The organism is Streptomyces sp. NPDC007856, assembly GCF_042868225.1.
Lineage (GTDB): Bacteria > Actinomycetota > Actinomycetes > Streptomycetales > Streptomycetaceae > Streptomyces.
The window spans coordinates 255,386-281,600 of record NZ_JBIAEC010000008.1 but is presented as its reverse complement, the minus strand read 5'-3'; the positions used below and the strand labels follow the sequence as shown (position 1 = coordinate 281,600).

The following is a 26,215-nucleotide window of genomic DNA, read 5'->3' as shown; positions in this document are numbered from 1 at the left end:
TCCCGTACCTGCTCGGCAAGCGGGTGTCGCCAGATGTACTCCTTCTCCGCCTGCCGCGCACGCCCGGAGTGCTCGTCTGGGAGAACTCCGACCAGGCGGTGTCCCTTCGGGCAGGTCTTCGTCAGTGACGGACCAGGCCCGGGCGGCGCCGCGCGCTCACTGGCCCAGGTGCGTCGGTGCGAACATCCGCAGCACCGCCGGGAGGACGACCACTGAGGGGCCCGGGGCCGCCAGCGCCTTCGCCAGGTCCTCTTCCAGGGTGTCCGGGGTCGTGCGGACCCCGGGCACGCCGAAGGACTCCGCCAGGGCCACGTAGTCCGGGCGGGTCAGTTCCGTCGCCGTCGCCTGGCCGAAGGTGTCCGTCATGTACTCGCGCAGGATGCCGTAGCCGCCGTCGTCGACGATCAGCCAGGTGACGGGGAGGTCGTACTGCCTGGCCGTCGCCAGCTCGGCGATGGAGTACAGGGCTCCGCCGTCGCCCGAGACGGCAAGGACCGGGCGCGTAGGGTCCGCCGCCGCCCCCAGTGCCGCCGGGAAGCCGTAGCCGAGGCCGCCGGCGCCCTGCGCGGAGTGCATGAGGTTCGTGCCCCGGGGGTCGAAGGCCGACCACGCCCAGTACGCCAGGATCGTCATGTCCCAGAAGGACGGGGAGCCTGCGGGCAGGGCCTGGCGGACGGAGCCCAACACCTCCTGCTCCAGGGTGAGTTCCTGAGACGCGATGCGCTCACCGACTCGGCGCAGCAGCTCCCGCACCCGCACCGGCGCCGACTCGTCCGTCCGCTCCTGAACCGTCTCCAGCAGGGCCTGCAAGGCCAGTCGGGCGTCCGCGTGGATGCCGAGAGCCAGGTGGTTGGACTCCAGCTTGCCGAGGTCGGCCTCGATCTGGATCACTCGGCCGCGCGGCTTGAACGTGTGGTAGTTCGAGGAGAGTTCGCCCAGACCCGAGCCGACCACCAGCAGAACGTCCGCGTCCTCCAGGAAGTCCGTCGTGTGCCGGTCCTCCAGCCAGGACTGCATCGACAGCGGGTGCTCCCACGGGAACGCGCCCTTGCCGCCGAACGTCGTCACCACCGGCGCCTGAAGCTTCTCGGCCAGCGCCCTCAGCTTTCCCGACGCGTCCGACCGTACGACCCCACCGCCCGCGATGATCGCCGGACGCTCGGCCCGCGACAGCAAGTCGGCCGCCACCGCTGTCAGTTCGGGGCGCGGGACCAGGTCCTGAGGCGTCGCGTCCGGGGCCGTCACCACCGGCAGGGCGGTCGGCGCGAGCAGCACGTCCTGCGGGATCTCCACCCACACCGGGCCGTGCGGTGCCGTCAGCGCCGACTTCCAGGCCGCCGCGATCGCGGACGGGATCTGGGACTGGGTGCGGACCGTGTGGACGGACTTGACCACACCGCGGAACGAGGCAGCCTGGTCGGGGAGTTCATGGAGGTAGCCGTGGCGGCCGCCGCCCAGGCCGGCCGTCGGGATCTGGCTGCTGATCGCCAGCACGGGAGCCGAGGCGGCCGCCGCCTCCTGAAGCGCGGCCAGCGACGTCAGCGCGCCCGGCCCCGTCGACAGCAGCAGTGGTGCCGCCTCGCCCGTGATCCGGCCGTACGCGTCCGCCGCGAAGCCCGCGTTGTTCTCCACCCGCAGGCCGACATAGGTCAGGGAAGAACGCCGTAGAGCGTCGAACATGCCCAGCGCGTGCTGGCCGGGCAGGCCGAAGACCGTCGTCGCGCCGAGCCCGGCCAGCGTCTCCACGACCAGGTCTCCGCCGTTGCGGCCGGGCGGGGGATTCAGCGCGGCCGCCGTCTGCTGATCGGTCGGGCGGAGTACCAGGTCGTGGTCGTGAGTCACTGCTCTCGGTCCCCTAACGAGAATCAGGCGGTGCGGGCCGCCGCGATCTGGCGGCTCATGATGGTGGTCAGTTCGTAGGCCGTGTGCGAGGCCGCGACCGACGTGATCTCCGCGTGGTCGTACGCCGGCGCCACCTCGACCACGTCCGCCGAGACGAGGTTGCAGGACGCCAGGCCGCGCAGGATCTCCAGCAGCTCACGGGAGGTCATGCCGCCCGCCTCCGGCGTACCGGTGCCGGGCGCGTGCGCCGGGTCGAGGCAGTCGATGTCGATGGAGATGTACAGCGGGCGGTCGCCGATGCGCTGGCGCAGCTGGTCGGCCACCTCGTCGGCGCCCCGGCGGTAGATGTCGGCGGACGTGACGATGCCGAAGCCCATCTTCTCGTCGTCGGTGAGGTCCTGCTTGCCGTACAGCGGGCCGCGGGTGCCGACGTGGGAGAGGGCGGAGGTGTCGAGGATGCCCTCCTCCACCGCGCGGCGGAACGGGGTGCCGTGGGTGTACTCGGCGCCGAAGTAGGTGTCCCAGGTGTCCAGGTGGGCGTCGAAGTGCAGCAGGGCGACCGGGCCGTGCTTCTTCGCCACGGACCTCAGCAGGGGCAGGGCGATGGTGTGGTCGCCGCCCAGGGTCATCAGTCGGGCGCCGGTGCCGAGCAGCTCGTCCGCCGCGGCCTCGATCGTCTCGACGGCCTCGTTGATGTTGAACGGGTTCACGGCGATGTCGCCGCCGTCGGCGACCTGGGCCAGGGCGAAGGGGGACGCGTCCTGCGCGGGGTTGTACGGGCGCAGCAGCCGGGACGCCTCGCGGATGGCGTTGCCGCCGAAGCGGGCGCCCGGCCGGTACGAGACGCCGGAGTCGAACGGCACGCCCACCACGGCGACGTCGGCGGTGCCGACCTCGTCCAGGCGGGGCAGCCGGGCGAAGGTCGCGGGGCCGGCGTACCGCGGGATGCGGGAGGAGTCGACGGGGCCGCGGGGCGTCTCGTTGCTGCTCATGGTCAAATGCCTTCTTTCTTGCGCTTCGTCGCGCATGTACTGCTTTCTCTATGACTCTACTGGTGAGCCGGGACCGGTTCGGACGCGAGTTCGGGGGTACGGCCGGCGAGGCGCTCGCGCCAGGTGGCGAGAACCGTCTCGTCGGTGGGCTTCGTCGCCAGGGAGACGAGGAGGTAGGCGGCGAGGGAGGCGAGCAGGCCGTAGTAGACGGGCTCGTTGGCCAGGATGCCGTAACCCGCCATCAGGCCGATGACCGCGAGGCCGCCGACGATCACGGAAGCCAGCGCGCCCTGCACCGTGCCGCGCTTCCACAGCAGGCCGCCGAGGATCGGTACGAGCAGGCCGCCGACGAGGAGGTTGTAGGCGACGGTCAGCGCCTCGACCACGTTGTTCAGCGCGATCGCGGTGCCGATCACCGCCACACCCATGATCAGGATGAAGGCGCGGTTGCCCTTGACCTCGTCGTGTTCCTCGCCGTCCCGCCGTACGGCGCCCTTCAGCCGCGACCAGATGTCGTTGTTGGCGACCGTGGCGCAGGCGATCAGGGCGCCGGAGGAGGTGGACATGACGGCGGCGAGGGCGGCGGCCAGGACCAGGCCGCGCACGCCGACGGGGAGTTCGTCCTTGACGATGGTGGCGAAGGCGTCGTCGGGGCTGCCGAGCTTGGGGTAGAGCACCTTGGCGGCCGTGCCGATCACCGCGCCGGCGAGAGCGTAGGCCAGACAGTAGGTTCCGGCCACCGTGCCGCCCCACTTGGCGGTCCGGTCGCTGCGGGCGGTGAACACGCGCTGCCATATGTCCTGGCCGATCAGCATGCCGAACGTGTAGATCAGGACATAGGTGAAGATCGTCTGGCCGCCGATGCCCAGCGGGTCGAAGTACGAGGTCGGCAGCTTGGCCTTCATCTCGGAGAAGCCGCCCGCCTTGACGACCGCGATCGGCAGGAGCAGGAGCAGCACGCCGATGGTCTTCACCACGAACTGGACCATGTCGGTCAGCGTGATGGACCACATGCCGCCGAGGGTGGAGTAGGCGACCACGATCGAGCCGCCGAGGATGATCGCGACGGTCCGGTTCATGTCGAACAGGACGTCGAAGATCGTGGCGTAGGCGATGGTCGAGGTGACGGCCAGCATGAGGGTGTACGCCCACATGACCACGCCGGAGATGACGCCGGCCCGTCCGCCGTAGCGCAGGTCCAGCATCTCGGAGACGGTGTAGACCTTCAGGCGGGCGATGCGGGCGGAGAAGAACACGGACAGGGCGAGCAGGCCGAGGCCGATGGTGAAGACCATCCACGCGCCGGAGAGGCCGTACTGGTAGCCGAGGCCCACGCCACCGATGGTGGAGGCGCCGCCGAGGACGATCGCCGCCATGGTGCCGGAGTACATGGCAGGACCCAGGCGGCGGCCCGCCACCAGGAACTCGCTCTTCGATTTGGCGCGGCGCATGCCCCACCAGCCCATCGCCAGCATGCCGGCGAGATAGACGACGATCACTGTGTAGTCGACGGCCATGGGGGCCCTCCTTCGCGCACATTCCGGTGGCGTGTCGTGCAGATGCGGTGGGGACGAGCCGGCAACAGATCGCGGGGACATCCGCCCGTACCCGCGGCTGCCGGTCTGCCTTGACACTAGGTGGCCGGAAAGCGACTGCGAAGTGTACGTTCCATCCATATGAACGAGGTCGGATGGAGGGAACGCACACCATGTCGGAAACGACTGCCCCGGTGACCCCGGCGGTCCCGCCGACCCCACCGGTACCGCTCTCCGCCCTGCTGGCCCGTGAGGATCTCGCCCTGCGCCAGATCGCGGGCCCGTCCGGTCCGTCGATCGTGATCCACTGGGCGCACACCTCGGAGATGGCCGACCCGTACCCGTATCTGCTGGGCGGCGAGCTGCTGCTCACGGCCGGGGTGCACATCCCGGAGGCGGCCGGTTCGGATGGGAGCGCCCCCGGTCATGGGGGTCCCCCCGCTCGAGCGAAGTCGAGAGTGGGGGAGGATTCGAGACTGGGGGACTACTTCGACGACTACGTCTCCCGGATCGTCGCGGCGGGCGGCGCGGCCCTCGGCTTCGGCCTCGCCCCGGTGCACGACACGGTCCCGCGCGCGCTGGTCGCGGCGTGCGACGCCTACGGCCTGCCCCTCCTGGAGGTGCCGCCGCGGACCACCTTCTCCGGGGTGGCCCGCGCGGTGTGGCAGCTGATGGCCCAGGCCCGGCTGGCCGAACTCCGCCGGGTCACGGAGGCTCAGCAGAGCCTCGCCGCGGCGGCCTCCCGCCCCGATCCGGTCCCGTCGGTACTGCGCCAGCTGGCCCAGCGACTGACCGGGCACGCGCTGCTGTACGGCCCCGACGGCACCGAGATCGCGGCGGCGGGCCGGAGACCGGCGGAGGGGGTGCGGGGGGCGCTCGCGGAGCTGTCGGGCGTGGTGCGGCCCACGGGGCGTACGGCACCCAGGGCCACCTCCGCCACCGACACCGTCGGCGACACCCACCTGGCCGTCTACGCCCTCGGTGCCGGGGAGGGATTCGTGCTCGGGGTGGCCACCGCCCGGCGCGACCCCGGCGATCACACCATCGCCTCCGTCGCCGCCGTTCTGCTGTCCCTGCTGACCGGTGAGCACCACAGCGGCGCCGGTGCCGGGCGTTCCTCCGCTCTCGTACGGATGCTGCTCGGCTCCCCGCCCGAGGAGGTGGCCCCGCTGCTCGGCGCGGGAAAATGGCTGGTCGTGCACGCCCGGCCGGAGACCCAGGTGCCCGATGCCGTCGCCGCGTCCGCGCTCGGGGCCGCACTGGGGTCGCCGCTGGTCGATCTCGGGCGGGATGTCGTACGGGTGCTGGTGCCGGGCGGGCGGGTGCCGGAGCCGCAGCAGGGGTGGACGATCGGGGTGAGCGCGGCCGTGGACCCGCGGGAGTGGGCGGCGGCCGACGCTCAGGCGGGGCGTGCGCTCGCGCGGGCCCGGGCCACCCGCGCTCCGCTGGTCCGGCACGGCGCCCGGCCGGGCCTTGAGGATCTGGTGCCGCGGGCGGACGCCGAGGCGCACGCCCGGGCGCTGCTCGCCCCGCTCGCCGGCCGGCCCGAGCTCGCCGAGACCCTGCGCAACTGGCTGGCACTGCACGGCAGTTGGGACCGCACGGCGGTGGCGCTGGAGGTGCACCGCAACACCGTGCGGCAGCGCATCGCCCGCTGCGCCGCCCTGCTGGACACCGACCTGGACGACCCGGACGTCCGCATGGAGTTGTGGTTCGCGCTGCGGCGCGGCTGACAATTCCCTTTGCTCGAAAGCCCGGGGTGCCGGGCGGCGGCACGCATGTCTGCTCCCCGAGCTCAAGTGAACGAAAGTACGAGGCAGTCGGCCCCGAGATCGAATCGGGGACGATCACGACGGGTGCGGGGCGGCGACGGGGAGGAGCGCTGCCGCACAATGGAGGCATGCCGATACCCCGGACACCCAGCCGCGCCCAGCTCGTCGACCACCTGGTGAGGACCCGTATCGCGGGGGACGTCGCCACACCCCGCGAGAACAACCTCTCCCACTACCGTCAGCTCGCCAACGGTGTCCGTAACTTCTGGCTCGGCCTGGAGCTGGGCGACCGCTGGACGGACGAGCAGGACGTGCTCGCGGTGATGGCCGAGCGGGTCGGCGTCAACGACGATCCCGAGTACCGGTACGGGCAGGACACGATCGACCCCGAGCTGACCGTGGACGCGCTGGAGCGGATGGCGGCGCGGCTGCGCAAGGCGGCCGAGGGGCGCCAGCGGGTGCTGTTCGCCACCGGGCATCCGGGCGGGCTGCTGGACGTGCACCGGGCCACGGCCGCCGCGCTGCGCGCCGCCGGCTGCGAGATCGTGGTCATCCCGGACGGGCTGCAGACGGACGAGGGGTACGTCATGCAGTTCGCGGACGTGGCGGTGCTGGAGCACGGGGCGACGCTGTGGCACACGCACTCCGGGGAGCCGATGCGCGCCATTCTGACCGGACTTGAGCGCGAGGGACGCCCGCTGCCGGACCTGGTCGTCGCCGACCACGGGTGGGCCGGGTACGCGGGGCAGCACGGCCTGGACTCGATGGGATACGCGGACTGCAACGACCCGGCGCTGTTCCTCGCCGAGTCCGAGGGCACCCTCCAGGTCGTCGTACCGCTGGACGACCATGTCGTCAGCCCCCGTTACTACCACCCGCTGACGGCGTACCTGCTGGCGGAGGCGGGACTTTCCTGACCGCCCGCGCTCCCGGCACGGGACTGTGCGGCCCCGCGAGCGGAGCCGCACAGTGTGGGCGCGATGGGCGCCGCGGGTCAGTTACCGCCCGCCGCCGCCCCAACCCCAGCCGCCCCCACCCCAGTTGCCGCCGCCCCAGTTGCCGCCGCCCCAGTTACCCCAGCCCCAGTTGCCGCCGCCCCAACCCCAGCCACCCCGGTTGCCGCCGCCCCAGCCCCAGCCGCCCCAGCCGCCACGGCCGTGGTGGCGGTGGTGGCGGTGGTGCCAACCGCCGCAACCGCAGTCGACGACCCGGCTGTGGACATTGAGGTTGTGCTGTGCGGGGGCCGCCGAGGCGGTGCCCGCCGTGCCGATCGCGGCTCCGCCCGCCAGCAGGAAGCCTGCCGTGGACATGACGACGTACCGCTTCACGCGCTGTGCTCGCATGGAAAGTTACCCTTCTGTCTCCATCATCTCCCGTGCCTCCGTGGGGAAGACGCGGTGTGGATGGCCGGCGCCGTGCTCACCGATCGGTGAAGGCACGGCGCGCTCTTCAGGTGTCACCGCAGCGGATTCACTGTGTGGCCGTCGCCGCCGACGTCTGCCTTTCCGGGAATCCGGAAGCCGTCGGCCGGTTACGCCACGTGCTGCGGCTGTCACTCATAGAGATTAGTACCGCACCCGTCACTCGGCACCTCGAGGCAACTTCAGTCACGCGGGACGCGGACCACACCCTCCTGTATGACGGTGATGGCGAGCTGTCCGTCCTGTGTGTAGATACGCGCCTGGCCGAGGCCGCGGCCGCCGTGCGCGGAGGGCGACTCCTGGTCGTAGAGCAGCCAGTCGTCGGCGCGGAAGGGGCGGTGGAACCACATGGCATGGTCCAGGGAGGCGCCCACGACGTCCCCGACCGCCCAGCCGCCCCTGCCGTGCGCGAGCAGCACGGAGTCGAGGAGGGTCATGTCGGAGACGTAGGTGGCGAGGACGACGTGCAGCAACGGTTCGTCAAAAGCAGAGTCCAGCTTGCCGTTGGTGCGGAACCACACCTGCGAATGGGGCTCGCGCGGCGCGCCGAACTGCCCGTACGGCGGCTCCTCCACGTACCTGAGGTCGATCGCCTCGCGGGCCTCGATGAACTTCTCGACGACCTCGGGGGCGAGGTGGCCGTAGCCGCGCAGCCGCTCCTGCGAGGTGGGCAGGGTCGCCGGGTCCGGCGAGGCGGGCATGGGCGCCTGGTGCTCCAGACCCTCCTCCTGTACCTGGAAGGACGCGGACAGGTGGAAGATCGGCTTCCCGTGCTGGACGGCGACCACGCGACGGGTGGTGAAGGACCGGCCGTCGCGGATGCGGTCCACGGTGTAGACGATCGGCGCGCCGGGGTCGCCCGGGCGCAGGAAGTAGGCGTGGAGCGAGTGGGCGGGGCGGTCCGCGGGGACCGTACGCCCCGCGGCGACCAGCGCCTGCGCCGCGACCTGCCCGCCGAAGACGCGGGGTACGACGGCGGAGCGGGACTGGCCGCGGAATATGTTCTCCTCGATCTGCTCAAGGTCGAGCAGATCGAGGAGATCCTGGAGTGCCTGGCTCATGGCATCTAGTTGTACAGGCCAGTGATTGCGGCGACGACAGGTCCGTCTTACAGGCCCATGTCCTTCGCGATGATCGTCTTCATGATCTCGCTGGTGCCGCCGTAGATGCGGTTGACGCGGTTGTCCGCGTACAGGCGGGCGATCGGGTACTCGTTCATGTAGCCGTAGCCGCCGTGCAGTTGGAGGCAGCGGTCGATCACGCGGTGGGCGACCTCGGTGCAGAAGAGCTTGGCTGAGGCGGCCTCGGCGGGGGTCAGCTCGCCGGCGTCCAGGGCCTCCGTCGCGCGGTCGGCGACGGCCTCGGCGGCGTCGACCTCGGCCTGGCAGGCGGCCAGCTCGAACTTGGTGTTCTGGAAGTGGGCGACCGGCTTGCCGAAGACGGTGCGCTCCTGGACGTACTGCTTGGCGAACCGGACGGCGGCCTTGGCCTGCGCGTAGGCGCCGAAGGCGATGCCCCAGCGCTCGGAGGCGAGGTTGTGGCCGAGGTAGTAGAAGCCCTTGTTCTCCTCGCCGAGGAGGTCCTCGACCGGCACCTTGACGTCGACGAAGGCCAACTCGGCGGTGTCGGAGGTCTTCAGGCCCAGCTTGTCGAGCTTGCGGCCGACGGAGTAGCCCTCGGACTTGGTGTCCACGGCGAACAGGGAGATGCCGTGGCGGCGGTCCTCGGCGGTGGGCGCGGAGGTGCGGGCGCACACGATCACGCGGTCTGCGTGGACGCCGCCGGTGATGAAGGTCTTCGCGCCATTGAGGATGTAGTGCGTGCCGTCCTCGGAGAGCTTGGCGGTGGACTTCATGCCCGCGAGGTCGGAGCCGGTGCCCGGCTCCGTCATCGCGATGGCCCACATCTCCTCGCCGGTGACGAACTTCGGCAGGTAGCGCTTCTTCTGCTCGTCGGTGGCGAGCATCTTGATGTACGGCAGGGCGAGCAGCACGTGCACACCGGAACCGCCGAACTGGACGCCCGCGCGCGCGGTCTCCTCGTACAGGACGGCCTCGAACTTGTGGCTGTCCAGACCCGCGCCGCCGAACTCCTCGGGCACGTTGATGCCGAAGATGCCCAGCTCACCGAGCTTGTAGTAGAAGTCCCGCGGCGCCTGGCCGGCGGCGAACCACTCGTCGTAGACCGGCACGACCTCGGCCTCGATGAAGGCGCGCAGGGTCTCCCGGAACGCCTCGTGATCCTCGTTGAACACCGTACGGCGCACGCCGCCCACCTCCAGGTACCTGTCTAAGCGCTTGCTCAGACTCGAAGATACCGGCGAGTACGACGACGCGTCCAGGGTGACCTTGGCCACGGCCCCGGTCAGTCGCCCTTCCCGTACCGGCGGAACTCGGAGGTCTTCACCATCCAGGGGCCGGACGCAACCGAGTCCCCGAAGACGTACGGCTCCGTGTGGGCGTAACGGCCCTTGACCGGGTCGGAGTGGACCTCGCCGGTGCCGGTGCGCGGGTCGACGATCATGTAGTGGGCGATCCCCATGGCCGGGTGGTCATCGAGCTTCTCACCGAAGCCGGGATGCGGGTTCGGCGAGAGAACCTCGACCACCGCGAGCACCTGCGCCGCGTCGACGGCGAACCCCTCCTCGTCCAGGAGGGCCTCGGGGATCACGACGACGTCCGGCCGACGCATACGGCCCATCGCCGGATGCTCGATCTCAGGGCCGTTCACGCAGACGCAGCCCGGATGAGTGGCGCGGACCTGCTGGTCGAGCTGGTCGCGAACGCGGCGCAGCAGACGGTGTCGGCGCAGCGACGGCCATCTCATGGCCAGCAGCGGACCGGACGGTCCGATCTCGACACTCCAGGATCCTTCGAGTCGCTCGGACCAGGCATCCAGCTCCTCGGCGATCGCGCGCATCTTCGCGTACTCCACGCCCGGAGGGTAGTGAGCAGCCGCAGGCTGCCGCGTCACCCCTCCCCCGCCGCCGCGAACGCCCCCCGCGCCATCCGGTGCAGCAGGGCCGCCGTGGCCCCCCGGCCAGGGAGCGTGCCCGCGCGGCCCAGGTGCGGGGTGGAGTTCAGCAGGCCGAAGACCGAGTGGACGGCCGAGCGGGCCGACGGCTCGGACAGCCCCGGGTAGACCTCGCGGACCACCTCCACCCACAGCTCGACGTACTGCCGCTGGAGCTGGCGCACCAGCTTGCGGTCGCTGTCGCGGAGGCGGTCCAGCTCGCGGTCGTGCAGGGTGATGAGGGGACGGTCGTCCAGGGCGAAGTCGATGTGGCCCTCGATGAGGGAGTCCAGGACCGCCGTGGGCCGGCTGTCCCCGTCGGCCTCAGCCAGGCGGCGCTTGGCGCCCGTCAGCAGCTGGCCGCTGATGCCGACCAGCAGCTCGGCGAGCATCGCGTCCTTGCCCGGGAAGTGCCGGTATAGGCCGGGGCCGCTGATGCCCACCGCGGCGCCTATCTCGTCGACGCCGACGCCGTGGAAACCGCGCTCGGCGAAGAGCCGGGCGGCCTCCTTGAGGATCTGCTGGCGGCGGGTCGGGGCGTCGGTTCTGGTGACCATGCAGGCAATTCTAGACAGCGAGGTTAGCGGTCGTTAACCTGAAGGAAATGGTTAACGCTCATTAACAGCGGATCACGGGTTCGATCACCGGGTGAGGGGACCGCAGGATGCACGAGGCACCGGAGCTGACGACCGCGGCAGATCCCGCGTCGGAGGCCTGGCGGGCCAATGAACAGGCTCATCTCGCACTCGTCGAGGAGCTGCGCGGCAAGCTGGCCGCGGCGGCCCTCGGCGGCGGCGAGAAGGCACGCGCCCGGCACACCGCGCGGGGCAAGCTGCTGCCGAGGGACAGGGTGGACACGCTGCTCGATGCGGGGTCGCCGTTCCTGGAGCTGGCGCCCCTCGCGGCCGACGGGATGTACGACGGGCAGGCCCCGGCCGCCGGGGTGATCGCCGGGATCGGGCGGGTCAGCGGGCGCGAGTGTGTGATCGTCGCCAATGACGCCACGGTGAAGGGTGGGACGTACTACCCGATGACCGTGAAGAAGCACCTGCGCGCCCAGGAGATCGCCCTCGACAACCGCCTGCCCTGCGTCTACCTCGTGGACTCGGGCGGTGCCTTCCTGCCGATGCAGGACGAGGTGTTCCCGGACCGGGACCACTTCGGGCGGATCTTCTACAACCAGGCCCGGATGTCCGGCGCCGGGATCCCGCAGATCGCGGCCGTGCTCGGCTCCTGCACGGCCGGTGGCGCCTACGTCCCGGCCATGAGCGACGAGGCCGTGATCGTCCGCAATCAGGGGACGATCTTCCTCGGCGGCCCGCCCCTGGTGAAGGCCGCCACCGGCGAGGTCGTCACGGCGGAGGAGCTGGGCGGCGGCGAGGTGCACTCCCGGATCTCCGGGGTCACCGACCACCTCGCCGAGGACGACGCGCACGCCCTCAGGATCGTGCGGAACATCGTCGCCACGCTCCCGGCCCGGCAGACCCTGCCCTGGGAGGTCCGGCCGGCGGCAGAGCCCAAGGTGGACCCGTACGGGCTGTACGGCGCCGTCCCGGTCGACTCCCGTACCCCCTACGACGTACGCGAGATCATCGCCCGTATCACCGACGGCTCCCGTTTCGCCGAGTTCAAGAGCGAGTTCGGGCAGACCCTCGTCACCGGTTTCGCGCGGATCCACGGCCACCCGGTCGGGATCGTCGCCAACAACGGCATCCTCTTCTCCGAGTCCGCCCAGAAGGGCGCGCACTTCATCGAGCTGTGCGACCAGCGCGGGATCCCGCTGGTGTTCCTGCAGAACATCTCCGGGTTCATGGTCGGCAGGGACTACGAGGCGGGCGGCATCGCCAAGCACGGCGCCAAGATGGTGACGGCGGTGGCGTGCACGCGCGTGCCGAAGCTGACGGTGGTGGTCGGCGGGTCGTACGGCGCGGGCAACTACTCGATGTGCGGCCGGGCCTACTCCCCCCGCTTCCTGTGGATGTGGCCCAACGCCAAGATCTCCGTGATGGGCGGCGAGCAGGCCGCCAGCGTCCTCGCCACGGTCAAGCGCGACCAGCTGGAGGCCCGGGGAGAGGCCTGGGCCGCCGAGGACGAGGAGGCCTTCAAGGCGCCGATCCGCGCGCAGTACGAGCGCCAGGGCAACGCCTACTACGCCACCGCCCGCCTCTGGGACGACGGCGTGATCGACCCGCTGGAGACCCGTCAGGTGCTGGGACTCGCCCTGACGGCCTGCGCCAACGCGCCTCTGGGAGAACCCCAGTTCGGCGTCTTCCGGATGTGAGGAGGGGAACCGTGTTCGACACAGTGCTGGTCGCCAACCGGGGCGAGATCGCCGTACGCGTCATCCGTACGCTCCGCTCGCTGGGCGTGCGCTCGGTGGCGGTCTTCTCCGACGCCGACGCCGACGCGCGGCATGTCCGGGAGGCGGACACGGCGGTACGGATCGGGCCCGCGCCGGCGGCGGAGAGTTATCTGTCCGTCGACCGCCTGCTGGACGCCGCCGCCCGCACCGGCGCGCAGGCCGTCCACCCCGGGTACGGCTTCCTCGCCGAGAACGCGGGCTTCGCGCGTGCCTGCGAGGAGGCGGGGCTGGTCTTCATCGGTCCGCCGGCGGACGCGATCGCGCTCATGGGCGACAAGATCCGCGCCAAGGAGACGGTGCAGGCGGCCGGGGTGCCGGTGGTGCCGGGTGGCCGTGACCCCGAACTGGCCGAGGCGGCCCGGGCGCTGGGCGCGCCCGTGCTGCTCAAGCCCTCCGCCGGCGGTGGCGGCAAGGGCATGCGGCTGGTGCGGGACATGACCGTGCTGGAAGAGGAGATCGCCGCTGCCCGCCGCGAGGCCCGCGCCTCCTTCGGCGACGACACCCTGCTGGTGGAGCGGTGGGTCGACCGGCCCCGGCACATCGAGATCCAGGTGCTGGCCGACGGGCACGGGAACGTCGTCCACCTCGGCGAGCGCGAGTGCTCGCTGCAACGGCGCCACCAGAAGATCATCGAGGAGGCGCCCTCGGTCCTGCTGGACGAGCGGACGCGTGCGTCGATGGGCGAGGCGGCCGTACAGGCGGCCCGCAGCTGCGGGTACCGGGGCGCGGGCACGGTGGAGTTCATCGTGCCGGGCGGGGACCCGTCCTCGTACTACTTCATGGAGATGAACACCCGCCTCCAGGTGGAGCACCCGGTCACCGAGCTGATCACCGGCCTGGACCTGGTGGAGTGGCAGCTGCGGGTCGCGGCCGGGGAGAAGCTGGGCTTCACACAGGACGAGGTGACGCTGACCGGGCACGCGGTCGAGGCCCGGATCTGCGCGGAAGACCCCGCGCGCGGCTTCCTGCCCTCCGGCGGCACCGTCCTGCTGCTGAACGAGCCGCAGGGCGACGGCGTCCGCACCGACTCCGGGCTCAGCGAGGGCACCGAGGTGGGCAGCCTGTACGACCCGATGCTGTCCAAGGTGATCGCCCACGGCCCCGACCGGGAGACCGCGCTGCGGAAGCTGCGGGCGGCCCTGGCGGAGACGGTCACGCTGGGCGTGCAGACCAACGCGGGCTTCCTGCGGCGGCTGCTGGCCCATCCGGCGGTCGTGACGGGGGACCTGGACACCGGGCTGGTGGAGCGCGTGGTGGACGAGCTGGTCACCACGAACGTGCCGGAGGAGGTGTACGAGGCGGCCGCGGCCGTACGCGCGAAGGCGCTGGAGCCCCGCACGGACGGCTGGGTCGACCCCTTCTCGGTGCCGAGCGGCTGGCGGCTCGGCGGCACCCCGAAACCGCCCGCCTTCCACCTCCGGGTGCACGACCCGGTGACGTACACCCCGCGCGGCACCTCGGCCGTCGCCGACGCCACGGTCTCCGTCACCCTCGACGGCGTCCGGCACACCTTCCACCGGGCCGGTGAGTGGGTCGGCCGCGACGGCGACGCCTGGCAGGTGCGGGACCACGACCCGGTGGCCGCGTCCCTCAGCCGGTCGGCGCACGCGGGTGCCGACTCCCTCACCGCGCCCATGCCGGGCACAGTGACCGTGGTCAAGGTGGCCGTCGGTGACGAGGTGGCCGCCGGGCAGAGCCTGCTGGTGGTGGAGGCGATGAAGATGGAGCACGTCATCTCCGCCCCGCACGCCGGCACGGTCGCCGAGCTGGACGTGACCCCGGGCACGACGGTCGCGATGGACCAGGTGCTGGCTGTGATCGCACCGCACGAGGAGGTGGCTTGATTGACGGCCGAGCAACTGCCCATGGTCGTACCGGCCTCGGACCTGCCCGCGCGGGTGCGGATCCACGAAGTCGGCGCGCGTGACGGGCTGCAGAACGAGAAGCGGACCGTGCCGACCGAGATCAAGGCGGAATTCATCCGCCGGCTCGCCGACGCGGGCCTGACGACGATCGAGGCGACGAGCTTCGTGCACCCCAAGTGGGTGCCCCAACTGGCCGACGCCGAGCAGCTGTTCCCGCTGCTCGGCGGGCTCGAAGGGGTCGAGCTGCCGGTGCTGGTGCCCAACCAGCGCGGCCTGGACCGGGCGCTGGCGCTCGGCGCCGACCGGATCGCCGTGTTCGCCAGCGCCACCGAGTCCTTCGCGAAGGCCAACCTCAACCGCACGCTGGACGAGTCGCTGGCCGTGTTCGAGCCGGTGGTGCGGCAGGCCAAGGACCGGGGCGTGCATGTGCGCGGCTATGTGTCCATGTGCTTCGGCGACCCGTGGGAGGGCGCCGTCCCGCTGCACCAGGTGGCCCGCGTCTGCACGGCCCTGCGGGACATGGGCTGCGACGAGCTGAGCCTGGGCGACACGATCGGCGTCGCCACCCCCGGCCATGTGCTCGAACTGCTCTCCCTGCTCAACGAGAAGGGCGTGCCGACGAACATGATCGGCGTGCACTTCCACGACACCTACGGCCAGGCGCTCGCCAACACCCTGGCGGCCCTCCAGCACGGCGTCACCACCGTGGACGCCTCGGCCGGCGGGCTCGGCGGCTGCCCGTACGCGAAGTCCGCCACCGGCAACCTGGCCACCGAGGACCTCGTCTGGATGCTGCACGGACTCGGCATCGAGACCGGGGTCGACCTCGGCCGTCTGACCGCCACGAGCGTGTGGATGGCCGCCCATCTGGACCGGCCCAGCCCGTCCCGTACCGTCCGCGCTCTCTCCCACAAGGACCAGTGATCAGCATGGACCACCGTCTCAGCCCCGAGCTGGAGGAACTCCGCCGTACGGTGGAGGAGTTCGCGCACGACGTCGTGGCGCCGAAGATCGGCGACTTCTACGAGCGGCACGAGTTCCCGTACGAGATCGTCCGCGAGATGGCCCGCATGGGCCTGTTCGGGCTGCCGTTCCCGGAGGAGTACGGCGGCATGGGCGGCGACTATCTGGCGCTCGGCATCGCCCTGGAGGAACTGGCCCGTGTCGACTCGTCCGTGGCGATCACCCTGGAGGCCGGGGTCTCGCTCGGCGCCATGCCCCTCCACCTGTTCGGCACGGAGGAGCAGAAGCGCGAGTGGCTGCCCCGCCTGTGCTCGGGCGAGATCCTGGGCGCCTTCGGCCTGACCGAGCCGGACGGCGGCAGCGACGCGGGGGCGACCCGCACCACGGCCCGCCTGGACCCGGACACGAACGAATGGGTGATCAACGGCACCAAGTGCTTCATCACCAACTCGGGCACGGACATCACGGGCCTGGTGACGGTGACCGCCGTGACCGGCCGCAAGCCGGACGGCAAGCCGCAGATCTCGGCGATCATCGTCCCGTCCGGCACCCCGGGCTTCACGGTGGCGGCGCCCTACTCGAAGGTCGGCTGGAACGCCTCCGACACCCGCGAGCTGTCGTTCGCCGATGTCCGGGTCCCCGCCGCCAACCTGCTCGGCGAGGAGGGCCGCGGCTACGCCCAGTTCCTGCGCATCCTGGACGAGGGCCGGATCGCCATCGCCGCGCTCGCGACCGGCCTGGCCCAGGGCTGTGTGGACGAGTCGGTGAAGTACGCCAGGGAGCGCCAGGCCTTCGGCCGGCCGATCGGCGCCAACCAGGCCATCCAGTTCAAGATCGCCGACATGGAGATGAAGGCCCACACGGCACGTCTGGCCTGGCGGGACGCGGCCTCCCGGCTGGTCGCGGGCGAGCCCTTCAAGAAGGAGGCGGCCCTGGCCAAGCTGTACTCCTCCACGGTCGCCGTCGACAACGCCCGGGACGCCACCCAGATCCACGGCGGCTACGGCTTCATGAACGAGTACCCGGTGGCCCGCATGTGGCGCGACTCCAAGATCCTGGAGATCGGCGAGGGCACCAGTGAGGTCCAGCGGATGCTGATCGCAAGGGAGTTGGGGCTGTCGAGCTGAGATGGCTCCGCTCTCGCCGCATCAGACGAGGGCGCGGCGCAGTGCGGCGCGGACGATGCGGCGGTGGAACGGGCGCACCGGCCGAAAGTAGAGCCGGCCCAAGGCGTTGTGAAAGTGGACCACGGTGGCCAGGGTGAGAGTGGCGCCATCGGTGTGGACCGAACCGCGGAAGTCGAGGTGGCGGTCGTCCACACCGGTGATCACCTCGCGCTCGGTCGCCAGCAGACACGGGAATGGCATCGATGCGCGGTGGTCGCCGCGGCGCAGACCGAACGGGCGGACGAGCCCGTCGCGCAGCCTCATCAGCCGCCGGGCCCATGGGGGCAGGTCACTGAAGAGCCGCCGAGCCCACTCCTCCGGATTGGTGCTGCTGCCCGGTGGGAGGCGGACGGCAAAGGCGTCCTGGTAGTCCACACGCGGCAGTTGCGCGGCGAGGGCCGAGTCGGCGCCCGACGGTGAACAGACCCCGCAGCAGCGCTTCGGCCCCGGTCCGCAGCCATCCGGCCCGGCTCCACACCAGCGCCCAGGAGCGGCGCAGCGCGGCGAGCGGGGCGAGTCCGTCCGCCGCGGCGGCCGCCGGGGCCAGGGTCCAGCCTGGGCGGAGGACGAGGGCCGTCAGCACCGCCGAACCCGGCGCGCCGTAGCGGACGAAGGTCCAGGGGCCGCCGTCCGGACGCAGCGGTGCCGGGGCGCCGAACGCGGTGGCGGTGAGGGCCTCCGACACCAGGAAGCCGCCCACCAGCACCGTCCACACGGACAGGCCCCGCAGCACGTACACCGCGAGGACACGGGGCAGCCGGGAGCGGCAGGCAGTGCTCAACTCCCGCTCGATGAACATCCGTTGGCGCGCCCGGGACTCCACGGCACGGGAGTGGACGATCTGCAGCGCCGCGCAGCCGAGGCACAGCAGGAGGAGGAGAAGCGGCAGCCCACCGAGAAGGACGTGCCCCGGCGGGGCGGTGTCGGGGGCATAGGAGTCCTCCATCTCGTGGGCCCTGAACTCGCCTTGGCGCATCTCGGCGAACGCCGGTCCGGCGACGGCGAAGCCCGCCGGCGTCACCGCCAGGCCCGCCAGCCCGGCCAGGCCGACACCCTCTCGGCATCAAGCAAGGTTAGGCTAACCTATCTTCGAACTTGTCCGGCGGGCGTTCCGCCCTGTTCGAAAGCAGTCATGCCCATGCCCCATGCCCGTGCCTCCCACCTCACTCGCCGCGGCCTGCTCGCCGCGGGCGGCGCCCTCGGACTCGGCGCCGTGCTCGCTGCCTGCGGGGACGAGAAGGGGAAAGACGGTGGCTCCGGCACAGGGGCACAGTCCGGCAAGTCCGGCCCCTGGAGCTTCGAGGACGACCGCGGTACGACCGTGAAGCTCGACAAGGTCCCCGCGGACATCGTCGCCTTCACCGGCGTCGGCGCCGCGCTCCACGACTACGGCATCCAGGTCAAGGGCGTCTTCGGTCCCACGACGACCAAGGACGGCAAGGCCGATGTCCAGGCCGGCGACATGGACGTCAGCAAGGTGACGGTCCTCGGCAACACCTGGGGCCAGTTCAACATCGAGAAGTACGCCTCGCTCGCGCCGGACGTGCTGATCACGACGATGTTCGACGACGCGGGCACCCTCTGGTACGTCCCCGAGGAGTCGAAGAAGAAGATCGACCGACTGGCCCCCAGCATCGGCATCTCCGTCTACGACCGCCGGCTCACCCGGCCGTTGCAGCGCATGTGGGACCTGGCCGAGTCGCTGGGCGCGGACATGACGGCCGCGAAGGTGACCGACGCGAAGAAGCGGTTCGAGGCGGCGGCCGCCCGGCTGCGCGCCGCGGCCAAGGCCAAACCCGGCATCAAGGTGATGGCCGGCAGCGCGAGCGACCAGCTGTTCTACGTCTCCGGCACCAGCCTCTCCATCGACCTGGAGTACTTCAAGGCCCTCGGCGTGAACTTCGTCGAGCCGCCGGAGAGCGCCAAGAAGCAGGGCGGCGGCTGGTACGAGTCGCTGAGCTGGGAGAACGTCGACAAGTACAAGGCCGACATCATCATGATGGACGACCGCTCGTCGGCGCTCCAGCCGTCCGACATCACCAAGCCGACATGGAAGCAGCTGCCCGCGGTGAAGGCCGGGCAGGTCATCGCCCGGTCGCCCGAGCCGATCCTGTCGTACGACAAGTGCGTGCCGCTGCTGACGAGTCTGGCGGAGGCCTTGGAGAAGGCCAAGAAGGTCAGCTGACCGACCTGACGCTATTTCAGGAGCCCTTATGACGACGGCCGTAGCCGCCCCGTTCCGATTCTTCTCCCTGCAGGTCGTACGGACGAGGCGGCTGGGGCCGTCTCTCGTTCGCGTCACCTTCGGCGGGACCGATCTGCACGCGTTCCACTCCGACGGGCGCGACCAGTCCCTCTCGCTGTTCCTCCCGCACCCGGGTCAGCCGAAGCCCGTCGTACCCCTGGATCTGGGGGACGGCTGGCGGCAGGCCTGGCGGGAACTGCCCGACGACGTACGGGCCGTGCTGCGTTCGTACACGCTCCGGTGCCTGCGCCGCGACCCCGACGAGATCGACATCGACTTCGCCCTGCACACCCCCGCGGGCCCCGCCTCCCGCTGGGCCTCCCGGGCCACTCCCGGCGACCGGGTGCTGCTGCTCGGCCCGGCGATCGCCGACAACCGCGCCATCCGCTTCCGCCCGCCCGAGGACACCGACCTGGTCGTCCTGTGGGGCGACGAGACCGCCGTACCGGCCGCGACCGCCATCCTCGAAGCCCTTCCGGCCGGCACCCGCGTCCGGGCCTGGCTGGAGGTGCCGCAGGCCGGTGACATCCAGGACGTGCGCACGGAGGCGGACGCGGAGATCACGTGGCTCGTACGGCATGACGTCTTCCCCATGGCCGTCGACGCCGCACGAACCGCTCAACTGCCCGCCGCCGAGCGGCCGTACGTGTGGATCGCCGGTGAGTCGGGGCGGGTCAAGGCGCTGCGGCGGCACTTCGTCGGCGAGCGCGGGGTCGATCGGCGGCGGGTGACCTTCGTCGGGTACTGGCGGCAGGGGATGACCGAGGAAGAACTGCGGGCCGCGGAGTAGCTCCAGCGTGCCTTGATCCAGAAAACTTAGGTTAGGCTAACCTAAGTCAAGGCGGGTCCCCTTCGAACCCGCACGGACTGTCCCCACGGAGGACCCCCGCATGCGCTCGCACCTGCTCAATGGCCTCACCGCGGAGCACTACCGCAGCTCCGTGACCGAAGGAGTCGAGCGGGTGGCGGCCAAACTCGCCACCACCGACCGTCCGTTCACCGGCGTCACCGCCGACGCCCTCTCCCCCCTGATCGACGCCATCGACCTGGACCGCCCGCTCGGCACCACCACCGCCGCCCTGGACGAGCTGGAGGAGGTCTACCTCCGTGACGCGGTCTACTTCCACCACCCCCGCTACCTCGCCCACCTCAACTGCCCGGTCGTCATCCCCGCGGTACTCGGCGAGGCCGTGCTCTGCGCGGTCAACTCCTCCCTCGACACCTGGGACCAGTCGGCCGGCGGCACCCTCATCGAGCGCAGGCTCATCGACTGGACGGCCGCCCGGATCGGCCTCGGCCCCGCCGCCGACGGTGTGTTCACCTCCGGCGGCACCCAGTCCAACCTCCAGGCGCTGCTGCTGGCGAGGGAGGAGGCCAAGACCGACTCGCTCGCGAAGCTGCGGATCCTCGCCTCCGAGGTCAGCCACTTCAGCGTGCAGAAGTCCGCCAAACTCCTCGGGCTGGGCCAGGAGGCGATCGTCCCCGTCCCCGTCGACCGCGACAAGCGGCTGCGGACCGTCGCCCTCGCCCATGAACTGGAGCGCTGCCGCCGGGACGGCCTCGTCCCCATGGCCGTCGTCGCCACCGCCGGCACCACCGACTTCGGCTCCATCGACCCGCTCCCGGAGATCGCCGAGCTGTGCGCCCAGTACGGCGTGTGGCTGCACGTCGACGCGGCCTACGGCTGCGGGCTGCTCGCCTCGCTCAAGCACCGGGACCGTCTCGCGGGCATCGAACGCGCCGACTCCGTCACGGTCGACTACCACAAGTCCTTCTTCCAGCCGGTGAGTTCGTCCGCCGTGCTGGTCCGGGACGCGGCCACCCTGCGCCACGCCACCTACCACGCGGAGTACCTCAACCCGCGCCGCATGGTGCACGAACGCATCCCCAACCAGGTGGACAAGTCCCTGCAGACGACCCGGCGTTTCGACGCCCTCAAGCTGTGGCTGACGCTACGGGTGATGGGCGCGGAGGGCATCGGGCGGCTCTTCGACGAGGTCTGCGACCTGGCGGCGGAGGGCTGGCGGCTGCTGGCCGCCGACCCGCGCTACCACGTCGTGGTCGAGCCGGCCCTCTCCACCCTGGTCTTCCGCTACATCCCGGCGGCCGTCACCGACCCGGCCGAGATCGACCGCGCCAACCTCTACGCCCGCAAGGCCCTGTTCGCCTCCGGTGACGCCGTGGTCGCGGGCACCAGGGTCGGCGGCCGTCACTACCTGAAGTTCACCCTGCTCAACCCCGAGACACGGGCGGCCGACATCGCCGCCGTCCTCGACCTGATCGCCGGCCACGCCGAGCAGTACCTGGGAGAGTCCCTTGACCGCGCGTCCTGAAGCCGGCCCGGCCCACGACTTCGTGGGGATCGGGCTCGGCCCCTTCAACCTCGGCCTCGCCTGCCTCACCGAACCCATCGCCGGCCTGCACGGGATCTTCCTCGACTCCAAGCCGGACTTCGAGTGGCACGCCGGGATGTTCCTGGACGGCGCCCGTCTCCAGACCCCGTTCATGTCGGACCTGGTGACCCTCGCCGACCCGACCTCGCCGTACTCCTTCCTCAACTATCTGAAGGAGAAGGGCAGGCTGTACTCGTTCTACATCCGCGAGTCGTTCTATCCGCTGCGGGTCGAGTACGACGACTACTGCCGCTGGGCGGCGAACAAGCTCGGCAGCGTCCGCTTCGGCACGACGGTCACCGAGGTGACGTACGAGGACGAGCTGTACGTCGTCCGCACGCAGACCGGCGAAACGTTCCGTGCCCGGCACCTGGTCCTGGGCACGGGGACGACCCCCTACGTCCCGCAGGCCTGCCGGGGGCTGGCCGGCGACTTCCTGCACACCTCCCAGTACATGCGCCGCAAGGCGGAGCTGCAGGCGAAGAAGTCCATCACGATCGTCGGCAGCGGCCAGAGCGCGGCCGAGATCTACCACGAGCTGCTCGCCGAGATCGACGTCCACGGCTACCAGCTCAACTGGGTCACCCGCTCCCCGCGGTTCTTCCCGCTGGAGTACACCAAGCTGACCCTGGAGATGACCTCCCCGGACTACATCGACTACTTCCGGGCGCTGCCCGAGGGGACCCGCTACCGGCTGGAGGAGCAGCAGAAGGGCCTGTTCAAGGGCATCAACTCGGATCTGATCGACGCGATCTTCGATCTGCTCTACCAGAAGGACGTCGAGAGCGGCGACCGCCCGTTCCCCACCCGCCTCCTCACCAACTCCAGCCTCACACACGCCAGTTATGACGACGGCGGCTACACCCTCGGCTTCCACCAGGACGAGCAGGACAAGGACTTCGAGATCCGCACCGAGGGCCTGCTGCTGGCCACCGGCTACCACTACGAGCCCCCGGCCTTCCTCGCCCCCATCCGCGACCGCCTGCGCTTCGACGGCCACGGCCGCTTCGACGTCGCCCGCAACTACGCCATCGACGTCACCGGCCGCGGCGTCTTCCTGCAGAACGCGGGCGTCCACACCCACAGCATCACCAGCCCCGACCTGGGCATGGGCGCGTACCGCAACGCGTACATCGTCCGCGAGCTGCTCGGCACCGAGTACTACCCGGTCGAGAAGACGATCGCCTTCCAGGAGTTCGCCGTATGACTTTCGCCTTCCGTGCCGTCGACCCGTTGAAGGACGGCGAACTCCTGCACTCCTGGGTCACCCATCCCAAGGCCTCCTTCTGGATGATGCGGGACGCGAAGCTGGAGGACGTCGAGCGGGCCTACATGGAGATCGCGACGGACGAGCACCATCACGCGCTGCTCGGGCTGCGCGCCGGGGAGCCGGTGTTCCTGATGGAGAAGTACGACCCGGCACGCCGGGAACTGGCCGGCCTGTACGAGGCACGGCCCGGTGACATCGGCATGCACTTCCTCACCCCGGCGACCGACACACCCGTCCACGGCTTCACCAGGTCCGTCATCACGGCGGTGCTGGCCCACCTCTTCGAGGACCCCGCGGTGCAGCGGATCGTGGTCGAACCGGATGTACGCAACAAGGCCGTGCACGCCCTGAACGCGGCCGTCGGTTTCGTGGCCGAGCGGGAGATCCAGAAGCCGGAGAAGAAGGCGCTGCTGAGCTTCTGCACACGCGAGCAGTTCGCCGCCGCGACGGGGGTGACCGCATGACCCTCGCCGACGCCGTGGCCCACCTCTCCCCCGAGCGCTGGGCGACCGCCAACCGTCTGCTCATACGCAAGGCGCTCGCGGAGTTCGCGCACGAGCGCCTGATCACGCCGGAGGCCCTCGACGGCGGACGGTACGTCGTCAGCAGCGACGACGGCCTGACCCGCTACCGCTTCACCGCCACCCGCCGCGCCCTCGACCACTGGCAGATCGACGCCGACTCGATCACCCGCCACCGCGACGGCGCCGAGCTCCCACTCGCCGCTCTGGACTTCTTCATCGAGCTGAAGGAGTCCCTGGGCCTGAGCGACGAGATCCTGCCGGTCTACCTGGAGGAGATCTCCTCCACCGTCTCCGGCACCTGCTTCAAGCTCACCAAGCCCCGCATCACCTCGGCGGAGCTGGCGGGCAGCGGCTTCCAGGCCGTCGAGACCGGGATGACCGAGGGCCACCCCTGCTTCGTGGCGAACAACGGGCGGCTCGGGTTCGGCGTCCACGAGTACCTGTCGTACGCCCCGGAGGCGGCGAGCCCCGTCCGGCTGGTGTGGCTGGCCGCGCACCGCTCGCGGGCCGCGTTCACGGCGGGTGCCGGGATCGAGTACGAGTCGTTCCTGCGGGAGGAGCTGGGCGAGCCCACGCTGACCCGCTTCCGCGCCACACTCACCGGCCAGGGCCTGGACCCCGCCGACTACCTCCTCATCCCGGTCCACCCCTGGCAGTGGTGGAACAAGCTCTCCGTCACCTTCGCCGCCGAGGTGGCCCGCCGGCACCTGGTCTGCCTCGGCGAGGGCGACGACGAGTACCTGGCCCAGCAATCCATCCGGACCTTCTTCAACACCTCCCACCCGGAGAAGCACTATGTGAAGACGGCCCTGTCCGTCCTCAACATGGGCTTCATGCGCGGGCTGTCCGCCGCCTACATGGAGGCCACACCGGCGATCAACGACTGGCTGGCCCAGCTGATCGAGAACGATCCCGTGCTGAAGTCGACGGGCCTCACGATCATCCGGGAGCGGGCGGCCGTCGGCTACCGGCACGTGGAGTACGAGCAGGCCACCGACCGCTACTCGCCGTACCGCAAGATGCTGGCCGCGCTGTGGCGGGAGAGCCCGGTGCCCTCACTTGAGGACGGCGAGTCGCTCGCGACCATGGCCTCCCTGCTGCACGTGGACCACACCGGCGCCTCCTTCGCGGGCGCGCTGATCGAACGGTCGGGCCGCACCCCGACGGAATGGCTGCGGCTCTACCTCCGTGCGTACTACACCCCGCTCCTGCACAGCTTCTACGCCTATGACCTGGTGTTCATGCCGCACGGCGAGAACGTGATCCTGGTGCTGAAGGACGGGGTGGTGCGGCGGGCGGTCCACAAGGACATCGCCGAGGAGATCGCGGTGATGGACCCGGACGCCGTGCTGCCGCCGCAGGTCGCGCGCATCCGCGTCGACGTGCCCGAGGACAAGAAGCTCCTGTCGATCTTCACGGACGTCTTCGACTGCTTCTTCCGCTTCCTCGCCGCGCACCTCGCCGCCGAGGGGATCCTGGCGGAGGACGCCTTCTGGCGCACGGTCGCCGAGGTCACCCGTGAGTACCAGGACGCGCGGCCGGAGCTTGCCGACAAGTTCCGGCGGTACGACCTCTTCGCCCCAAAGTTCGCGCTGTCCTGCCTGAACCGGCTCCAGCTGCGCAACAACCGGCAGATGGTGGACCTCACCGATCCCTCCGGCGCGTTCCAGCTGGTGGGCACGCTGAAGAACCCCATGGCGGGCCTCTGACGGCAATCCTTGATGTCCGACTTAACCCCTTTTGCCGCGAAGTCTCGGCATTTCCCCATTTAATCCATTGAGTCGTTTTGCTTGCGCCACGTGACTCAGTTCACTTACGAAGCTTCCTAGGATCGCGAGCGGCCCTTAACTTCCGGATTCCCCAAAGACTCGGCCATGGTCGACATCGCAGAGCAACTAGCCCGCTTAGTAAATAGGGCAATTGCCGATTTATTCCCCGCGGATTAAGAATGTTCCCGCCGCAGCGCACCGCTAAACGAAATGCAGTGCTGTTTGCCGAGGGGAACCGGCAACTGCGGGTGATCAATTCCCCGGAAAAGGACCGCTCCATGCCCCGTCATGCCCGCAAGCCCTCATCCCGGGCCCGCCGCTTCCTCGCCGGCGGCGCCGTCACCACCGGCACGCTCGTCCTGGCCTGCACGGCCACGGGCGCCGCTCAGGCCGCCACCGCCGCGCCCACCGGCAAGACCGCCTACACCGTCCAGGCCGGCGACCACCTGGCCTCGATCGCCCGGTCCCTCCATGTGCCGGGCGGCTGGCAGGCCATCGCCTCGGCCAACCACCTCGCCAGCCCCTACATCATCCGGACGGGACAGGTCCTCACCCTGCCCGCCGGGTCGGCCTCGGCCACGTCGGCACCGTCCGCGACCAAGGCCGCCACGGCCAAGACCGCGACGGCCAAGACCACGACGGTCAAGACCACGACGGTCAAGACCGCCACGGCCAAGACCGCCACGGCCTCCACCGGGACCTACACCAACAACCTGGACGGCTGGATCAAGCACTCCCTGGCGATCATGGCCAAGAACAACATTCCGGGGACCTACAACGGCATCCACCGCAACATCATGCGGGAGTCCTCCGGCAACCCGAAGGCCATCAACCTCTGGGACTCCAACGCCGTCAAGGGCACCCCGTCCAAGGGCCTGCTCCAGGTGATCCAGCCGACGTTCGACGCGTACCACGTGCCGGGCACCTCGTCGGACATCTACGACCCGGTCGCCAACATCACCGCCGCCTGCAACTACGCGTACCACCGCTACGGCTCGATCGACAACGTGAACAGCGCCTACTGACAGCGAATTTCCAAGCGGTCAGACATGCAATTCGGTTGACAGCCACACCTGCCTCTGAA

At 70.5% G+C, this 26,215-nt stretch carries 23 protein-coding genes; 13 read left to right on the top strand and 10 right to left on the bottom strand.

What is annotated here, in order from left to right:
* Positions 1 to 156: 156 nt before the first annotated feature.
* The 3 genes from ACFYOH_RS21275 to ACFYOH_RS21265 are packed head-to-tail and all read right to left on the bottom strand — an operon-like array spanning position 157 to position 4,351.
* On the bottom strand, positions 157 to 1,842 hold the full coding sequence (locus ACFYOH_RS21275; RefSeq protein WP_388627618.1) for a thiamine pyrophosphate-binding protein: 1,686 nt from the start codon (positions 1,840 to 1,842) through the stop codon (positions 157 to 159).
* Between the two features lie 23 nt (positions 1,843 to 1,865).
* On the bottom strand, positions 1,866 to 2,834 hold the full coding sequence (speB, locus tag ACFYOH_RS21270; protein ID WP_388627616.1) for an agmatinase: 969 nt from the start codon (positions 2,832 to 2,834) through the stop codon (positions 1,866 to 1,868).
* Positions 2,835 to 2,890: 56 nt separating this feature from the next.
* On the bottom strand, positions 2,891 to 4,351 hold the full coding sequence (locus ACFYOH_RS21265) for a sodium:solute symporter (protein WP_388627614.1): 1,461 nt from the start codon (positions 4,349 to 4,351) through the stop codon (positions 2,891 to 2,893).
* A 173-nt stretch (positions 4,352 to 4,524) separates the two neighbouring features.
* Here ACFYOH_RS21265 and ACFYOH_RS21260 point away from each other — a divergent pair, with 173 nt between their 5' ends.
* Both ACFYOH_RS21260 and ACFYOH_RS21255 read left to right on the top strand, forming a co-directional pair.
* Positions 4,525 to 6,102 carry a helix-turn-helix domain-containing protein gene (locus ACFYOH_RS21260; RefSeq protein ID WP_388627612.1) on the top strand — a complete coding sequence of 526 codons (1,578 nt, stop codon included), beginning with the start codon at positions 4,525 to 4,527 and terminating at the stop codon, positions 6,100 to 6,102.
* Positions 6,103 to 6,269: 167 nt separating this feature from the next.
* Complete coding sequence (locus ACFYOH_RS21255; RefSeq protein WP_388627610.1) at positions 6,270 to 7,058, top strand: phosphatase; 789 nt, start codon at positions 6,270 to 6,272, stop codon at positions 7,056 to 7,058.
* Between the two features lie 81 nt (positions 7,059 to 7,139).
* Here ACFYOH_RS21255 and ACFYOH_RS21250 read toward each other — a convergent pair whose 3' ends face one another.
* The 5 genes from ACFYOH_RS21250 to ACFYOH_RS21230 form a co-directional block, all read right to left on the bottom strand.
* Entirely contained in the window at positions 7,140 to 7,484 is a 345-nt protein-coding gene (locus ACFYOH_RS21250) for a hypothetical protein (RefSeq protein WP_388627608.1), read from the bottom strand.
* A 260-nt stretch (positions 7,485 to 7,744) separates the two neighbouring features.
* Positions 7,745 to 8,623 carry an acyl-CoA thioesterase gene (locus ACFYOH_RS21245; protein WP_388627606.1) on the bottom strand — a complete coding sequence of 293 codons (879 nt, stop codon included), beginning with the start codon at positions 8,621 to 8,623 and terminating at the stop codon, positions 7,745 to 7,747.
* Positions 8,624 to 8,670: 47 nt separating this feature from the next.
* Positions 8,671 to 9,828, bottom strand: a complete 1,158-nt coding sequence (locus tag ACFYOH_RS21240) for an acyl-CoA dehydrogenase family protein (RefSeq protein ID WP_388627604.1) — start codon at positions 9,826 to 9,828, stop codon at positions 8,671 to 8,673.
* 98 nt (positions 9,829 to 9,926) lie between these two features.
* The gene (locus ACFYOH_RS21235; protein WP_388627602.1) at positions 9,927 to 10,496 is read right to left on the bottom strand and encodes a Uma2 family endonuclease; all 570 of its coding nucleotides are present in this window, start codon (positions 10,494 to 10,496) and stop codon (positions 9,927 to 9,929) included.
* A 35-nt stretch (positions 10,497 to 10,531) separates the two neighbouring features.
* Positions 10,532 to 11,131 (bottom strand): TetR/AcrR family transcriptional regulator, encoded by a 600-nt coding sequence (locus ACFYOH_RS21230; RefSeq protein ID WP_388627601.1) that lies wholly within the window; start codon positions 11,129 to 11,131, stop codon positions 10,532 to 10,534.
* 107 nt (positions 11,132 to 11,238) lie between these two features.
* Between ACFYOH_RS21230 and ACFYOH_RS21225 the strand changes: the two genes are divergently transcribed.
* From ACFYOH_RS21225 to ACFYOH_RS21210, 4 genes are read left to right on the top strand one after another with little or no spacing between them, the layout of a single operon-like run.
* Positions 11,239 to 12,855, top strand: coding sequence for a carboxyl transferase domain-containing protein (locus ACFYOH_RS21225; RefSeq protein WP_388627599.1), 1,617 nt, complete (start codon positions 11,239 to 11,241; stop codon positions 12,853 to 12,855).
* Positions 12,856 to 12,866: 11 nt separating this feature from the next.
* Positions 12,867 to 14,780, top strand: coding sequence for a biotin carboxylase N-terminal domain-containing protein (locus tag ACFYOH_RS21220; RefSeq protein WP_388627597.1), 1,914 nt, complete (start codon positions 12,867 to 12,869; stop codon positions 14,778 to 14,780).
* Between the two features lie 21 nt (positions 14,781 to 14,801).
* Entirely contained in the window at positions 14,802 to 15,725 is a 924-nt protein-coding gene (locus ACFYOH_RS21215) for a hydroxymethylglutaryl-CoA lyase (protein WP_388627742.1), read from the top strand.
* A 5-nt stretch (positions 15,726 to 15,730) separates the two neighbouring features.
* Positions 15,731 to 16,891, top strand: a complete 1,161-nt coding sequence (locus tag ACFYOH_RS21210; protein WP_388627596.1) for an acyl-CoA dehydrogenase family protein — start codon at positions 15,731 to 15,733, stop codon at positions 16,889 to 16,891.
* Between the two features lie 21 nt (positions 16,892 to 16,912).
* Here the strand turns inward: ACFYOH_RS21210 and ACFYOH_RS21205 are convergent, their stop codons facing one another.
* Positions 16,913 to 17,305, bottom strand: coding sequence for a DUF2867 domain-containing protein (locus tag ACFYOH_RS21205; RefSeq protein WP_388627595.1), 393 nt, complete (start codon positions 17,303 to 17,305; stop codon positions 16,913 to 16,915).
* Entirely contained in the window at positions 17,220 to 17,951 is a 732-nt protein-coding gene (locus ACFYOH_RS21200; RefSeq protein ID WP_388627593.1) for a hypothetical protein, read from the bottom strand. Before ACFYOH_RS21200 ends, ACFYOH_RS21205 begins: the two co-directional genes overlap by 86 nt.
* Before the next feature lie 117 nt (positions 17,952 to 18,068).
* On the opposite strand from ACFYOH_RS21200, the gene ACFYOH_RS21195 reads away from it, so the two are divergent.
* The 7 genes from ACFYOH_RS21195 (at position 18,069) to ACFYOH_RS21165 (ending at position 26,156) form a co-directional block, all read left to right on the top strand.
* Positions 18,069 to 19,115 carry an ABC transporter substrate-binding protein gene (locus ACFYOH_RS21195; protein WP_388627740.1) on the top strand — a complete coding sequence of 349 codons (1,047 nt, stop codon included), beginning with the start codon at positions 18,069 to 18,071 and terminating at the stop codon, positions 19,113 to 19,115.
* A 28-nt stretch (positions 19,116 to 19,143) separates the two neighbouring features.
* Entirely contained in the window at positions 19,144 to 19,965 is an 822-nt protein-coding gene (locus ACFYOH_RS21190; RefSeq protein WP_388627591.1) for a siderophore-interacting protein, read from the top strand.
* Positions 19,966 to 20,065: 100 nt separating this feature from the next.
* Positions 20,066 to 21,508, top strand: coding sequence for a lysine decarboxylase DesA (desA, locus tag ACFYOH_RS21185; protein ID WP_388627589.1), 1,443 nt, complete (start codon positions 20,066 to 20,068; stop codon positions 21,506 to 21,508).
* Entirely contained in the window at positions 21,492 to 22,775 is a 1,284-nt protein-coding gene (locus tag ACFYOH_RS21180; RefSeq protein WP_388627587.1) for a lysine N(6)-hydroxylase/L-ornithine N(5)-oxygenase family protein, read from the top strand. Before desA ends, ACFYOH_RS21180 begins: the two co-directional genes overlap by 17 nt.
* Positions 22,772 to 23,302 carry a GNAT family N-acetyltransferase gene (locus ACFYOH_RS21175; protein WP_388627586.1) on the top strand — a complete coding sequence of 177 codons (531 nt, stop codon included), beginning with the start codon at positions 22,772 to 22,774 and terminating at the stop codon, positions 23,300 to 23,302. The genes ACFYOH_RS21180 and ACFYOH_RS21175 overlap by 4 nt, the downstream gene beginning before the upstream one ends.
* Positions 23,299 to 25,071, top strand: a complete 1,773-nt coding sequence (locus ACFYOH_RS21170; protein WP_388627584.1) for an IucA/IucC family protein — start codon at positions 23,299 to 23,301, stop codon at positions 25,069 to 25,071. Before ACFYOH_RS21175 ends, ACFYOH_RS21170 begins: the two co-directional genes overlap by 4 nt.
* Before the next feature lie 338 nt (positions 25,072 to 25,409).
* Complete coding sequence (locus ACFYOH_RS21165; RefSeq protein WP_388627583.1) at positions 25,410 to 26,156, top strand: LysM peptidoglycan-binding domain-containing protein; 747 nt, start codon at positions 25,410 to 25,412, stop codon at positions 26,154 to 26,156.
* The last annotated feature ends 59 nt before the right edge of the window (positions 26,157 to 26,215 follow it).

What these genes read in the sequence shown, in the direction of transcription:
- speB (WP_388627616.1), bottom strand. Translation starts at nt 2,834, where the DNA reads ATGAGCAGCAACGAGACGCCCCGCGGCCCCGTCGACTCCTCCCGCATC.
- ACFYOH_RS21265 (WP_388627614.1), bottom strand. Translation starts at nt 4,351, where the DNA reads ATGGCCGTCGACTACACAGTGATCGTCGTCTATCTCGCCGGCATGCTG.
- ACFYOH_RS21260 (WP_388627612.1), top strand. Translation starts at nt 4,525, where the DNA reads ATGGAGGGAACGCACACCATGTCGGAAACGACTGCCCCGGTGACCCCG.
- ACFYOH_RS21255 (WP_388627610.1), top strand. Translation starts at nt 6,270, where the DNA reads ATGCCGATACCCCGGACACCCAGCCGCGCCCAGCTCGTCGACCACCTG.
- ACFYOH_RS21250 (WP_388627608.1), bottom strand. Translation starts at nt 7,484, where the DNA reads ATGCGAGCACAGCGCGTGAAGCGGTACGTCGTCATGTCCACGGCAGGC.
- ACFYOH_RS21245 (WP_388627606.1), bottom strand. Translation starts at nt 8,623, where the DNA reads ATGAGCCAGGCACTCCAGGATCTCCTCGATCTGCTCGACCTTGAGCAG.
- ACFYOH_RS21230 (WP_388627601.1), bottom strand. Translation starts at nt 11,131, where the DNA reads ATGGTCACCAGAACCGACGCCCCGACCCGCCGCCAGCAGATCCTCAAG.
- ACFYOH_RS21225 (WP_388627599.1), top strand. Translation starts at nt 11,239, where the DNA reads ATGCACGAGGCACCGGAGCTGACGACCGCGGCAGATCCCGCGTCGGAG.
- ACFYOH_RS21215 (WP_388627742.1), top strand. Translation starts at nt 14,802, where the DNA reads ATGGTCGTACCGGCCTCGGACCTGCCCGCGCGGGTGCGGATCCACGAA.
- ACFYOH_RS21210 (WP_388627596.1), top strand. Translation starts at nt 15,731, where the DNA reads ATGGACCACCGTCTCAGCCCCGAGCTGGAGGAACTCCGCCGTACGGTG.
- ACFYOH_RS21195 (WP_388627740.1), top strand. Translation starts at nt 18,069, where the DNA reads ATGCCCCATGCCCGTGCCTCCCACCTCACTCGCCGCGGCCTGCTCGCC.
- ACFYOH_RS21190 (WP_388627591.1), top strand. Translation starts at nt 19,144, where the DNA reads ATGACGACGGCCGTAGCCGCCCCGTTCCGATTCTTCTCCCTGCAGGTC.
- desA (WP_388627589.1), top strand. Translation starts at nt 20,066, where the DNA reads ATGCGCTCGCACCTGCTCAATGGCCTCACCGCGGAGCACTACCGCAGC.
- ACFYOH_RS21175 (WP_388627586.1), top strand. Translation starts at nt 22,772, where the DNA reads ATGACTTTCGCCTTCCGTGCCGTCGACCCGTTGAAGGACGGCGAACTC.
- ACFYOH_RS21170 (WP_388627584.1), top strand. Translation starts at nt 23,299, where the DNA reads ATGACCCTCGCCGACGCCGTGGCCCACCTCTCCCCCGAGCGCTGGGCG.
- ACFYOH_RS21165 (WP_388627583.1), top strand. Translation starts at nt 25,410, where the DNA reads ATGCCCCGTCATGCCCGCAAGCCCTCATCCCGGGCCCGCCGCTTCCTC.